Below are 13,877 nucleotides of genomic sequence, written 5' to 3'. Positions count from 1 at the left end.
GCGCGTCCAGCGTCTCCGGCCCAGGGGGAGAAGGGCGCCGCGTCGTCGTCCTCGCGCAGCAGCCCGACCACCCGGCGCATCGCGGCCATGGCGTCCTGCCCGGCCGTCTCGATCCCGGTGAGCGAGTCCGGTACGCCCTCCGGGTCGCGCCGGGCGACCACCTGGGCGGCCTGCGCCTGGATCAGCATCCCGGTGAGGTGGTGGGCCACCACGTCGTGCAGTTCCCGGGCCAGCTCCAGCCGCTCGGCCCGGCGGACCCGTTCAGTCGCCGCCCGCGCCCGGCGGTCGAGGCCCCGCAGCGACAGTCCGGTCCCGCAGGCGGCCAGCAGGACCACCGCGGCGTAGGGGCCGACCGCCGACGCCGGACGGACCGCGAACTGGACGGCGACCAGCGACAGCCCGGCGCCCGCGACGGCGGCGGCGCGCGCCGGGGGCAGGGACCTGACCGCCGAGCCGGTGAGCACCCCGAGCCCCAGCGCCGGGGCGGGGCCCAGCGCGGCGGGCAGCCCGCTCCCGGGCAGCGCGGTGACCAGCACCGCCAGCGCGGTGACGGTCAGGCCCGCCACCGCCGTCCGGGCCCGGTCCCGGTGGCGGACCAGCGCCAGCGAGCACACCAGGACGGCGGTGACGGAGCCGGGCAGCCAGGACCCGGCTCCCCAGGTCCGGGCGAGCGCGACGGCCTGGACGGCGGTCACCGCGAGGAACACCGCGCCCAGCCCGGCGGTGGCGGCGCCCCGGGACCACCGGCCGGGGACGGCGGCCCCGGCCGGCGGCCGGTCGAGCGCGCGGTCACCGCCGCGCCACAGCCGGGCGGACGTCTCCATGGGCGGCTTCGGGGGGTGGGGGACGGGCCGGGTCACGGACGGCACGTCCGCGCGGGCGCGGGCCATGCTACGACCGGGGCCGTCCGGACCGCCGGGCGTCCCGTCGCCCGCCCGGCCCGTGGACGTCCCGCCGGGGCCCCCGCGCACGGTCGGTGAGGCGCGGCGCCGCGCCGGTCACCAGGGCGGCGGCCGTCCCCGCCGTGGCGAGGACCGGCACCGCGCCCGTTCCCGGGAGCCGGACGGCCCCCGTCACCGCGAGCGCGCCCACCGCGATCCCTCCGGCGGCGGCCCCGGGGAGCGCCCTGACGGCGGAGCCGACGAGGACCGACAGCGCGAGCGCCGTGGCCGGGGCCGGTTCCCTGGCAGCCGGTCCCGACGGCGAGGGAGACCGCCGCCGCCCCGGCGGTCACGGCCGGGCCCGCCGCCGCGCGCTCGCCCGGGTGCCGTCGGCGCGGCACCGCCAGGGCGTCGGCGGTCACCGGGACGGCGGCTCCGGGCACCCGGGAGGCCCCGCCCCGGCTGACCGCGAGCAGATCCGCGGTGCGGACGGTCACCAGGGCGGGCGCGAGGCCGGGCAGGGCGCCCGCCGCCCCGGTCGCCGGTCGGTCGGATGTGGTCACGCGTCGAGGCTAGGGAGCCGGAGCACCCCCGCGCACCGGCCGAAAGTACGGAAGTCCGGACACGGGTGACGGTCCGTCAGCCGGGCTCGGGGGCGGGACGCCCCGGTCGGACCCGGCGCGGCCGCCCCCGGTCCGCCGGGCCCCGGTGGCCGCCCTTCCGGACGGGAGGAGAGCCACGACCACGGGGTGGCTGGGCGCCCCGTCCCGTACCCTCGTCCCCGAAGACGCCGACGGTCGCACGGGCGTCCGGGACGATGGGGGCGATGTGCTCGGAAGGGGTACCCGGCTGCTCGCGGGCGCCGTCAGTCTGGCCTGCGCGGCGCTCCTCGCCCCGGGCGAACCGAGCGGCGCCCTCTTCGGCCGCTCGCTGCCCGCCGAAGCCGTCCGGGAGGTCGTGCCCCACCGGGTCATGACCTGGAACATCTGCAACCCCTGCGACGAGAGCAACATGGACCGCGCGGCGGAGATCGCCTCCTACGCGCCCCAGGTCATCGGTCTGCAGGAAGCCTGCGTCCGGGACGTCGAGCGGATCCGGGACTACCTGGAGGGCCGCTACGGACTGGTCTACCACGTCGAGTACGGGATGGTCCTGCGCAAGCGCGGCCGCTGCGGCGGGGCGCCGTGGAACCCGGGCGCCTTCGGCCAGGCGCTGCTCTCGGCGGCGCCGATGACCGACCGGGTGAACGTGGAGTACCCCGAGGGCGGCTCCGAGGACCGGGGGTACCTGGCGGTCACCACCACGGTCGGCGGTCAGCGGGTCCGGGTCTTCAACACCCACCTCGCCCAGCGCGAGCAGGGCGAGGTCCGGGCGGACCAGACCGGAGTGCTCGCCCGGGAGGTCGCCCGGCACGAGCGCGCGATCGTCCTCGGCGACTTCAACGCCGTGCCGGACGCCCCCGAGCTGACCGGCATGTGGAAGCTCGCCGAGGACACCGACCCCCAGTGCCGCCCCGCGCTCACCGGCACCTGCGAGCCCACCACCGACTGGCAGAGCAAGTTCGACTACGTCTTCCTGAGAGGCGTCGTCCGGGCCCGCCACGGAGTGCATCCGTCCCCCTACTCCGACCACCATTTGGTCCGGGCTGACCTGCGGCTCGCTTAGGGAGGTACCCTGTGCGCACACACCGGGCGGGGCAGTCGCAGAAGCCTGTCCTCCGGTGCCGGTGTCGAACCGCCGAACGGTGACCGACATCTCCTTGCGGGAGCTCTCAGGTAAGGCTTACCGTACTCAACCGCACCACCACTCGGGGCTCGACCGCCACACCGGTCCGCCCGCGGCGAGCGCTTCACCGACGCAGCCTGGCCGTCCGCTGCCGGTATCTCGCTGACGGGACCCACGTGAATCACTCCCCCCTTGGTCTGCACAGCCCTGCCCGCGAACACAGCGACTGCGGCGTCGGCTTCATCACCCGCCTCGACGGGACGCCGAGCCATGACGTCATCGCCAAGGGCGACGAGGCGCTGCGGGCCATCCCCCACCGCGGCGGCAAGTCCGCCGAGGGCGTCGGGGACGGCGCGGGCGTGAGCGTCGACCTGTCGGTGGAGTTCTTCGGCGCGCTCACCGGCGAGGAACTGCGCCCCGGCCGCTTCGGCGTCGCCAACTGCTTCGTCCCCACCGACGCCGACCGCCGCGACGGCGCCGTCGACCTCGTCACCCGGAGCATCACCGACCAGGGCTTCGACCTGCTGCTGGTCCGTGACGTCCCCGTCGACCACACCGTCGCCCGCCCCACCGCCGAGCGCTACCAGCTGCCGATCGTCCAGTGGGTGTTCCGCGCCCCCGAGGACGGGGAGTGGGAGCGCGCCGAGGTCGACGCCGCCGCCAACCGCGCGCTGCTCGCCGTCGAGGCCGCCGCCTACGCCGACGAGGCCCACGCCGGGCTGTACCCGCTCTCCCTCAGCGCCCGCACCCAGGTCCTCAAGGGACGGCTGAACTCCGACGAGGTCATCGGGTACTTCCGCGACCTGACCGACCCCCGGCACTCCGTCCGCTCGCTGTACTTCCACACCCGGTTCTCCACCAACACCGAACCGCACCCCACCATGGCGCAGCCGTTCCGCCTCATGGCGCACAACGGCGAGCTCAACACCGACCGCAAGAACCGCCTCTCCGACGAGGCCCTCGCCCGCGCCCGCACCCGCAGCATCGTGCGCCCGCCCGGCCAGTCGGACTCCAGCCGCCTCGACCAGACCCTCCAGAGCCGGGTCTTCGACGACGGACTGGACATCGTCGAGGCCGTCGTCACCCTGATGCCGCCCGCCTGGGAGAACGACCGCACCCTGCCCCCGGCCGTCCGGGACATGCTGGAGTACTTCTCCCTGTACGAGGAGAAGAACGACGGCCCGGCCGCCGTGATCTTCAGCGACGGCGACGTCATCGGCGCCCGGCTCGACCGGCTCGGGCTCCGCCCGCTGCGCACCGTCGAGACCACCGAGTACCTGATGGTCGCCTCCGAGGCCGGACAGGTCGCCTTCCCCGACGACGAGGTCGTCCACCGGGGCCGCATCGAGGCGGGCGGCATGCTCGTCGTCGACCACCGCACCGGACGCCGGATGCGCACCCGCGAGGTGCTCGACGCCCTCGCCGCCCGCCGCCCCTACTCCGAGCTGCTCACCGGTGCCCGCGTCGAACTGGACGAGCTGCCCGCCCCCGACTACCAGCGCGGCACCACCACGCTCGGGTACGACGGCGACCTCAGCCTGGCCGGCCGGTACGTCGCGTACTCGCTCAACCAGGAGAGCTTCCGGTTCATGCTGGACCCGATGCTCGCCACCGGGTCCGAGCGGATCTCGGCGATGGGCTACGGCAACGCCATCAACGCGCTCAGCGACACCGAGGGCGGCATGGCCAAGTACTTCTCCCAGCGCTTCGCCCAGGTGACCAACCCGCCGCTGGACAGCATCCGCGAGGCCGACGGCATGAGCATGCGGGTCGCCCTCGGCCCCAAGCCCGACGGCACCGGCAACACCAACGGCCGTCAGCTGGTGCTCTCCTCGCCGGTCCTCGGCCACCTCGACATGGTCCGGCTGCGCGACCAGCGGATCGTCCCGCTCGAACGCTTCGCCATGCTGTACGACCCGGTGTACGGCGACGAGACCGCCAACGCCGACGCGCTGCGCTCCGCCCTGGAACGGCTCTGCGACGACGTCGAGCGGTTCGCCGCCGAGCGGGGCGGCATCGCCCTGCTCACCGACCGCGCCGTCTCCTCCACCCGCGCCCCGCTGCCCGTGATCCACGCCGTCGCCGCGGTCAACCAGCGCCTGATCGAGACCGGGCTGCGGCTGCGCGTCTCGCTCGTCGTGGAGAGCGGCCAGCTGGCCTCCTCGCACCACGTGGCGACCGCGCTCGGCTTCGGCGCCTCGGCGGTCTACAGCCTCAGCGCCCGGCTGCGCGCCGAGGAGAAGTACCCGAGCGCCCCCGCCCCCGCCGGTGAGCGCACCGAGACCGACCGGGCGCTGGCCCGGTTCCGCAAGGCCGCCGAGAAGTCGCTCGCCAAGACCATGGGCCGGGTCGGGCTGTGCACCGCCGAGAGCTACATCGGCGGCGAGTTCTTCGAGCCCAACTACCTCGACACCCGCGACGACGTCTTCGCGCGGATCTTCCCGCACATGGAGGCCCCGGTCGGCGGCGTCGGCTTCGCCCGCATCGCCCAGACCGCGACCGAGTGGCACGAGCGGGCCCGCACCGTGGAGACCGAACAGCAGATCCCGCTGCTCGGCCTCTTCAAGGAGCGCTCCGACGGCGCCGGGCACTCCTTCGGCATCAACGCCGTGCGCGGCTTCGGCGGCATGACCGAGGAGCGCCCGGAGTTCGGCCGCGAGGACGACCCGGACGCGCTGCGGCTGCTCACCCTCGGCCAGCTCGACGACGCCTTCGGCATCACCGACACCGCGTACCGCAACACCGGCTACGACGCGCTCAGCGACGCCGAGATCGACGCGTTCCGGATCACCCCCGGCTACCGGACCTTCCTCCAGACCACCCACCAGGAGCGCTCCCGCCGCCCCGCCGCGCTCCGCGACGTCCTCGCGCTGCCCGCGGACGTCACCGGGCTGCGCACCCCGGAGGACTTCGCCCGGGAACTCGGCCGGTTCTCCACCGACGGCAACGCCAGCGTCACCGTCCGGGGCGTGGTCGCGGCCCCCCGGGACTCCGCTCAGGACGGCGCGGTGACGGTCCGGCTGAGCCTCACCGCCCCCGGCCCCGAGGGCGCCGAGCGCCACACCGCGCTCGCCGAGGGCCTCGCGCTGGTCCACCCCGGCGAGGTCACCACGGTGGCGGCGGACGCCGACGGCGTCCTCGTCACCGCCACCGGCGCCGCCGCCCGGCTGCTCGCGCTGCTGGAGAACGCCCCGGAGAGCGTCCCGCTGGACGAGGTCCAGCCCGCTCACCAGATCACCCGCTCGCTCGCCTCCGGCGCGATGAGCCACGGCGCCCTGGTCGCCGAGGCCCACGAGGCCGTCGCCCACGGCACCAACATGGTCGGCGGCATGTCCAACAGCGGCGAGGGCGGCGAGCACCACACCCGCTACGGCACCATCCGCGGCTCCCGGATCAAGCAGTTCGCCTCCGGCCGGTTCGGCATCTGGGCGGGCTACCTCGCCGACCCGATGCTCGAAGAGCTGGAGATCAAGATCGGCCAGGGCGCCAAGCCCGGCGAGGGCGGCCAGCTGCCCGCCCCCAAGGTCACCGTGGACATCGCCGCCGCCCGTGGCGGCACCCCCGGCATCGAACTGATCTCCCCGCCGCCGCACCACGACACCTACTCCATCGAGGACCTCGCTCAGCTCATCCACGACTGCAAGGCCGCCCGGGTCCGCGTCATCGTCAAGCTGGTCTCCTCCGAGGGCATCGGCACCATCGCGGTCGGCGTCGCCAAGGCCGGCGCGGACGTCATCAACGTCGCGGGGAACACCGGCGGCACCGGTGCCGCCGCCGTCACCAGCCTCAAGTACGCCGGACGGTCGGCGGAGATCGGCGTCGCGGAGGTCCACCAGGCGCTGGTCGCCAACGGGCTGCGCCAGAAGGTCGTGCTGCGCTGTTCCGGCGCCCACCAGACCGGCGGCGACGTCGTCACCTCGGCGCTGCTCGGCGCCGACAGCTTCGAGTTCGGCACCACCGCGCTGATGATGCTCGGCTGCGTCATGGCGAAGAACTGCAACGTCAAGTGCCCCGCCGGACTCACCACCAACCCCGAGGCGTTCGAGGGCGACCCGCGCGCGCTGGCCCAGTACCTCCTCAACATCGCGCACGACGTCCGCCACATCCTCGCCCGCCTCGGACTGCGCTCCCTGCGCGACGCCCGGGGCCGCACCGACCTGCTCCAGCTCCTCGACCACCCGGCGAGCGTCGGCCGCCTCGACGTCCGGCGGCTGCTCGCCCGGGTCCCGGAGAAGACCGTCGAGGACCCGGAGTACCTGGAGAAGGACTTCACCACCGACGACGCCCTCATCGAGCGGGTGCGGGCCGCGCTCCTCGACCGCCGCGAGCCCACCGCGCTCATCGACGGCATCCGCCTCGGCAACAGCGACAAGTCGGTCGGCGGTCAGCTCGGCATCGACGTCGAGCGGCTCCTCAACCACCAGCTCGACGCCGCCGCGCTGGCCGGGGCGCCCGCCGTCACCACCGACGACCGGGGCCGCCGCCGTCTCGTCGACGGCGCCGTCCGCGTCCGCACCACCGGCTCCGCCGGACAGTCCTACGGCGTGTTCTGCAACGACGGCATCACCCTCGAACACACCGGCACCGCCAACGACGGCGTCGGCAAGAGCCAGAGCGGCGGCCGGATCATCGTCCGCGCCCCCGGCGGCGGCGCCGCCGAACGCGGCGGCAACGTCCTCGTCGGCAACTTCGCGCTGTTCGGCGCGACCGGCGGCCGGACCTTCGTCCAGGGCGAGGCGGGCGACCGCTTCGCGGTGCGCAACTCCGGCGCCACCGCCGTCGTGGAGGGCCTCGGCGACTTCGGCTGCGAGTACATGACCGGCGGCACCGTGCTCAACCTCGGCGGCTTCGGCAAGGGCCTCGGCAACGGCATGAGCGGCGGGTTCCTCTACCAGTACGACCCGTCGGGCGAACTGGCCGGCCGGGTCAGCGCGGACTCGCTGCTGGTGTTCCCGGTCACCGACACCGAGCACGGCGCCTTCCACGAGGAGGCCGTCCGGCTGCTCCTGGAGTGGCACGTGGAGGCCACCGGCTCCCCGCTCGCCGTCCGGCTGCTCGCCGACTGGGCGACCGAACGCCGCCACGTGTACTGCGGGATGCCCCGCTCCCTGCTGCTCTACCAGGACGCCACCGAGATCCTCGCCGCCGCCACCCGGGGCGAACTCCTCGACGAGCTGGCCACCTCGATCGCCACCGACAAGCTCCGCGCGTTCAAGGTCGACTACCGCGACCGCCGCACCGTGCTCGGCGGCCGGGCCCCGGCCCTCGGCGACCAGGGCGACGACGACATGTTCTCGCTGCTGTCCTCCTACACGGTGCTCAGCGTCGCCCAGGACGTCGCGCTCCAGCGGGTCCCCGCCGCCACCGGCGCGGACGACCCCCGGATCGCCGAGGCCGTCCGCAACCTGGTGCTCACCGAGGACTTCTTCGTCAAGCAGCGCGTCGTGAAGTACCTGCGCGGCACGCTGGAGCGGTTCGACAACGACGAACTGGCCACCCTCATCGCCGTCAAGCGCCTCGACGACTACAAGCGGGCGCTCCGCCAGCGCAACAACCTCAGCGTGGACGCCCCCGGCACCTACGGCTGGATCGTCCACCAGACCCTCAAGAACGCCGGGCGGGTCCGAGCCGCCCGGTTCGACGAAATGCTCGCCACCGCGGCCCTGGAGGACATCGCCCAGCGCCGCGCCCCGCAGGCCCCGACCGAAGCGGTGACCACGTGACTGTCCTGTCCCCGACCGGGTCCCTGATCCCGGCCGACGCGCCGTTCTCCGCCGAGCAGGAGGCGTGGCTCGCCGGGTTCATCGCCGGGGTGGCCGCCGCCGCCCGCCGGGAGACCCCCTCCTCCGACGCGCCCGTCGCCACCGTCGACGTGCTGTTCGGCACCCAGACCGGCACCGCCGAGTTCCTCGCCGGGGAACTCGTCTCCGGGGCCCGCGCGCGCGGCCTCGGCGGGTCCGCCGTCGCCCTCGACGACGTCACCCCCGAGCGCCTCGCCACTATGTCCCACCTGCTCGTCGTCACCTCGACGTACGGCGAGGGCGAGATGCCCGACAACGCCGGACTGTTCTGGGAGGCGCTCCAGGCCGAGGGCGCGCCCCGGCTGGAGGGCCTGCGCTACGCGGTCCTCGGGCTCGGGGACCGCGGCTACGACGACTTCTGTCAGGCCGCGAAGCTCATTGACACCCGGCTGGAGCAGCTCGGCGCCACCCGGCTGCACGACCGCGTCGACTGCGACGTCGACTACGAGGAGCCCGCCGGAACGTGGACGGCCGCCGTCCTCGAACGGCTCGCCGCCGAGACCGGCGCGGCGGCCGGAGCGACCGGGGGCGCGGCCCCCGCGCCCGCCCCGGCCCCGAAGGCCCGCTCCGCCTGGAACAAGCGCAACCCGTACCCGTCCCCGCTGGTGGTGAACCGGACGCTGTCCGCCGAGGGCAGCGCCAAGGAGATCCGCCACTACGAGTTCGACCTCGGGGACAGCGGCATCACCTACGCGGCGGGCGACGCGCTCGCCGTCGTCCCGGTCAACGACGACGCCCTGGTCGGCGAACTCCTGGCGCACCTCGGCGCGACCGGCGACGAGGACGTCGACGGGCAGCCGCTCGTGGAGGTGCTGCGCACCGGCCGCGAGATCCGCACCCCGTCCAAGGAACTCGTCGCCGACCTGGTGCAGCGGGCGCCCTCCAGCGAGCTGGCCGCGGTCGTCGCCCACGGCGACCGCTCCGACCTCGACTCCTGGCTCTGGGGCCGGGACGTGCTCGACCTGCTGAGGGACGCCGGGGCCACCGCCCCGGACCTCGACGCCCTGCTGCCGTTCCTGCGGCCGCTCCAGGCGCGGCAGTACTCGATCTCGTCGAGCCCGCTCGCCCACCCGGGCCGGGTGCACCTGACCATCGCGTCCGTCCGCTACGGCACCCCGCGCCGCCGGTACGAGGGCGTGGCCTCCACGTACCTCGCCGACCGCGTCGGACCGGGCGCGGACGTCGGCGTCTACCTCCAGCCGAACACCGCGTTCAGCGTCCCCGCCGACGCCGACGCGCCGATGATCATGATCGGCCCGGGCACCGGCATCGCGCCGTTCCGCGGCTTCCTCCACGAGCGCGCCGCCTCCGGCGCCTCCGGACGCAACTGGCTGTTCTTCGGCGACCAGCACCGGGCCACCGACTTCGTCTACGAGGACGAGCTGACCGAGCTGTCCGACAGCGGTGTCCTCACCCGGCTCGACCTGGCGTTCTCCCGCGACCAGGCGGAGAAGGTCTACGTCCAGACCCGGATGCGCGAGCAGTCCCGGGAGCTGTACGGCTGGCTGGAGGACGGCGCCCACGTGTACGTCTGCGGCGACGCCTCCCGGATGGCCAAGGACGTGGAGGCCACCCTGCTGCACGTCATCGGCGAACAGCGCGGACGCGGGGACGACGACGCGGCCCAGTACCTGGCGGAGCTGCGCCGCTCCAAGCGGTACGTCCGGGACGTGTACTGAGCATGACGGGCCCGTGGCGCGAGCCCCCGGGGGGCCCGTGCCTCTGCGCCCTCGGGACGGACTGCCGCAGACGCGGCGGTTCCGTCCGGCTGATCGACGCCCGGATGCCGGAACTCGGGCACTGCCTGACGCTCTTCCAGCACGTCCAGGCGCTCACCGGCGGCCCGGTCGCCCGGATCGACCAGGCCGGGAGCTACGCGCTCCCCAGCCTGCGCGGCGAGGCGTTCGCCGTCCGGCCGGGGACGATCGCGCTGCGCCTCGACGGCGCGCGGATCGCCTCGGCCGCGGTCGTCCGGGACGAGCCCGCCGGTACGGTCGCGCTGCACCTGTACGACACCGACGGCCGGACCGTCCACCGGGGACGGCTGCTCTCCGCCGCGGACCGGCTGCTGGCCGGGCTCGCCCGCCCGGCCGCCGTCGGACCGCCGTCCGGGGCACCCGCCCCGGTCCCGGGGCCACCGGCGGGGCCGGACGGCGACCAGCTCGCCCGGCTCGACGCGGTCCTCGGGGGCACCGGCCCCGCCGCGCCCGGGACGTCCGACCGCCACCGGACGCTCGACCCCGGTGTGGTGCCCGCCGTGCTGGAGGCCGTCCGGGCCGCCGGACTGCCGGTCGGCGTCGCGGTGTTCGCCCCGGCGGCGGCGCAGGCGTGCGCCGGACGGGTGCTGGTCACCGACCGGACCGTCGGCGGTCAGGTGTTCGCGGCCTTCGAGGACGCCTCGGTGGAGATCGAGCTGTCGGGCGTCCGCTCCTGCCGCCTCGTCCGCTCCAGGGGCGCGCACGGCCCGACCCCGGCGATCGAACTCGACGACGCGGACGGGCGCTGCGTCGCGATGATCACCCAGTTCGGGGCGGTCGGCGGGCGGGTCCACGCCGAGTGGGAACGGCTCACGGCCGTGCTGCCCGGCGGATAGCGCCCGGGGCGGCCCCGGCACAGGAGGGGGGACCCCGGCGCGCGGCCGAAGGCCCTCAGCGCGGGGACAGCACCGCCAGGTCCGGCCCGTAGCCGACCACCAGGAGTCCGTCCGGCGTCACCGCGACCGCCCTCACCACGGCGGGGAACACGATCTCCTCCCCGATCCGCCCGCCCGTCACCGCGTCCCACACGCACACCGTGCCGTCCCAGCCCCCGGTGACCGCGACCGGGCGCCCGGCCACGGTGCCCAGCGCCACCGCGCCCACCACGTCGGCGTGGCCGCGCGGTCGGTCCCCGACCGTCCGGCGGGTGGCCAGGTCCACGATCCGCACCGCCCCGGTGCCCCCGCCGAGGACCACCAGCGGACGGCCCCCCGGCTCCGCCACCGCCAACGACCGCACCGGCAGGTCGTCCGCCAGCGGCCCGCCGACCGGCCGCCCCGTGCGGGCGTCCCACATCCGTACCGTCCGGTCGTCGGCGCTGGTGACGGCGACCGCCAGTCCGTCCACGACGCCCACCGCCACCGCGACCACCCGGTCGGAGTGCCGACGGTGACGCCCGGTGGGGAACGCCCCGACCGGCCCGCGCGCCACCGGGTCCCACAGTCGCAGCGGCCGACCGGCGCCCGGCCCGCCTCCGGTGACGACCACGGGGCGGCCGTCCAGGGTGCCCGGTGCCCACGCGTGCGTCCCGCCGTCCGGATCGGTCAGCGGGCCGCCGAGGGGTCCGCCCGTGGCGAGGTCCCAGCACCGGAGCGCGTCGTGGCCGCCGGTGACGGCGACCGGGCGGCCCTCCACCGTCCCCGCCGCCACCGTGTGCACCCCGCCGTCGTGACCGGTGAACGGGGCGCCCGTCCGCTCCCCGGTGGCCGGGTCCCACCGCCGGGCCGTCCCGTCGGCGCTCCCGGAGACGATCACGGACCGTCCGTCCACCGTCGCGGAGGTCAGCGCGAGCACGGGTTCGCGGTGCCGGTCCGGCGCTCCGCCCGGGCGCCGCGCCTCCCCGAGGTCCCACACCCGTACGTCGTGGTCGGCGCGACCGGTGGTCCGCACGTCCCCGGCGCTGACGACGAAGGGGACGCCGTCCACGGCCGCCACCGCCACCGCCCCCACCCGGTCGGTGTGGCCGCTCAGCGGGGCGTGGAGTTCCTGATGGGTGGTCAGGTCCCAGATCCGGACGGTGGTGTCGGCGCCGCCGGTGACGGCGACGGGACGCCCGGCCACCTCGGCCGTCGCCACCGAGGTCACCCGGCCGCCGTGACCGGTCAGCGGATCGCCGACCGGTTCGCCGGTGGCGAGGTCCCACACCCGCACCGTCCGGTCGTCGCCCCCGGTGACGGCGACCGGGCGGCCGTCCACCACGGTCGTCGCCACCGCGGCGACCCGGTCGGCGCGGTCGGTCAGCGGGGCGTGGAGTTCCTGACCGGTGGCCAGGTCCCAGACCCGGACCCTGGTGTACGCGCCGCCGGTGACGGCCACGGCACGTCCGTCCACCACGGCGGTCGCCACCGACTCCACCCAGTGCCCGTGACCGGTGAAGGGCGCGCCGAGCTGCCGTCCGGTGCGCGGGTCCCACACCCGCGCCGTCGTGTCGCTGCCGCCCGTGACCAGGACCGTCCGTCCGTCCACCTCGGCCGTCGCCGCCGCGAGGACCCAGCCGTCGTGACCGGACAGGGGTCCGCCGAGGGGCGCCGGGGCGGCCAGGTCCCAGAGCCGTACGGTCCCGTCCTCGCTCCCGGTGAGCGCGACGGCGCGGCCGTCCAGCGCGCAGGTGGCCACCGCGCGCACGGCACCGGTGTGACCGGTCAGGGGCGCGCCGACCGGATCGCCGGTCAGCAGGTCCCACATCCGCAGTGCCCGACCGTGGTCGTCACCGGTCAGCGACGGGCCCACGGCGACGGCGCGGCCCGCCACCACGGCGGTCGCCACGCACGGGGCCTTCCACCCGGGCAGGACGTACCGCGCGCGGGAGTCGGTCCCCCCGGCGGTGGCCCAGTCGAACCCCCACCGCGCGCGTTCCGCCCCGGCCACCGGCACGGCGGTGATCCGGGCGGACAGCTCACGGTCCCCGTACCGTGCGGCGTCCAGCGCCAGCGACTGCCGTCGCACGGCGGGCGGGGCGTCCCGGTGCCGGTGCGCCGAGGCGCGGTACACCGCCGCCACCGAACGGGCCCGGGCGCCCGGCGCGGCGTCCAGCGCCGCCCGCACCCGCGCGGGCTCCCCGTGCACCAGGAACACCGGATCGTCCCACCGGCCGCCCCGCTCGTGCCGTCCGTTCCCCTCGCCGTCACGCACCCCGTCGGAAGACATGACCGGCAGCGTAGGCGCCCCCGCTGACACCCGCCGCCGGTCCTTCCCCCGGCGGTCCCCGCCGGGCCCGCCCGCCGCGCACCGCCGGGGCGTGGGCGGACCGCCGCGCGACCGGGGCGCCGCCGACCGGGGGACGTCGCCCCTTGATTCGATGTATGTGAACATGAGGGCATGTCGAAGGTGAAGGCGCCGACGCCGACCGGGACCGCCGTGGGGGACGGGGCCGCGCCCTGCTGTCCCTCGCTGACCGAGCGCCCCATGACCGCCGAGGAAGCCGGGGCGGCCGCGCGGATGTTCAAGGCGCTCGGCGACCCGGTGCGGTTGCGGCTGTTCTCCGCCGTCGCCTCCCACGAGGGCGGCGAGGCGTGCGTGTGCGACATCTCCGACGTGGGGGTCTCCCAGCCGACCGTCTCCCACCATCTGAAGAAGCTGAAGGAGGCCGGGCTCCTCACCTCCGAGCGGCGCGGCACCTGGGTCTACTACCGGATCGAGCCCGCCGTCCTCGCCGCGATGGGGCGGCTGCTGGCCAATCCCCCGGCCGCCGTCTGAGGAACGGCCGCCCGTCC

Annotated in this window: 6 protein-coding genes and 1 pseudogene; 5 read left to right on the top strand and 2 right to left on the bottom strand. The window is 75.7% G+C overall.

What is annotated here, in order from left to right; translation table 11 throughout:
• Positions 1-104: 104 nt before the first annotated feature.
• Positions 105-188 (bottom strand): annotated as a pseudogene (locus ACVWNX_RS00785) (hypothetical protein); the annotation flags it as partial.
• Between the two features lie 1,521 nt (positions 189-1,709).
• On the opposite strand from ACVWNX_RS00785, the gene ACVWNX_RS00780 reads away from it, so the two are divergent.
• From ACVWNX_RS00780 to ACVWNX_RS00765, 4 genes are all read left to right on the top strand, one after another.
• Complete coding sequence (locus ACVWNX_RS00780; RefSeq protein WP_454411881.1) at positions 1,710-2,546, top strand: endonuclease/exonuclease/phosphatase family protein; 837 nt, start codon at positions 1,710-1,712, stop codon at positions 2,544-2,546.
• Between the two features lie 236 nt (positions 2,547-2,782).
• Positions 2,783-8,329, top strand: a complete 5,547-nt coding sequence (locus ACVWNX_RS00775; protein ID WP_454411880.1) for a glutamate synthase-related protein — start codon at positions 2,783-2,785, stop codon at positions 8,327-8,329.
• Positions 8,326-10,086, top strand: a complete 1,761-nt coding sequence (locus ACVWNX_RS00770; protein ID WP_454411879.1) for a sulfite reductase subunit alpha — start codon at positions 8,326-8,328, stop codon at positions 10,084-10,086. Before ACVWNX_RS00775 ends, ACVWNX_RS00770 begins: the two co-directional genes overlap by 4 nt.
• A 2-nt stretch (positions 10,087-10,088) precedes the next feature.
• Entirely contained in the window at positions 10,089-11,000 is a 912-nt protein-coding gene (locus tag ACVWNX_RS00765) for a hypothetical protein (protein WP_454411878.1), read from the top strand.
• A gap of 55 nt (positions 11,001-11,055) precedes the next feature.
• Here ACVWNX_RS00765 and ACVWNX_RS00760 read toward each other — a convergent pair whose 3' ends face one another.
• Positions 11,056-13,311: a WD40 repeat domain-containing protein gene (locus ACVWNX_RS00760; RefSeq protein ID WP_454411877.1), complete on the bottom strand. Its 2,256-nt coding sequence runs from the start codon at positions 13,309-13,311 to the stop codon at positions 11,056-11,058.
• A gap of 171 nt (positions 13,312-13,482) precedes the next feature.
• Here ACVWNX_RS00760 and ACVWNX_RS00755 point away from each other — a divergent pair, with 171 nt between their 5' ends.
• Positions 13,483-13,860: an ArsR/SmtB family transcription factor gene (locus tag ACVWNX_RS00755; RefSeq protein WP_454411876.1), complete on the top strand. Its 378-nt coding sequence runs from the start codon at positions 13,483-13,485 to the stop codon at positions 13,858-13,860.
• Positions 13,861-13,877: the final 17 nt, after the last annotated feature.

The organism is Streptomyces sp. JNUCC 64 (assembly GCF_054484115.1).
This window is presented reverse-complemented; position numbering and strand designations above follow the sequence as displayed.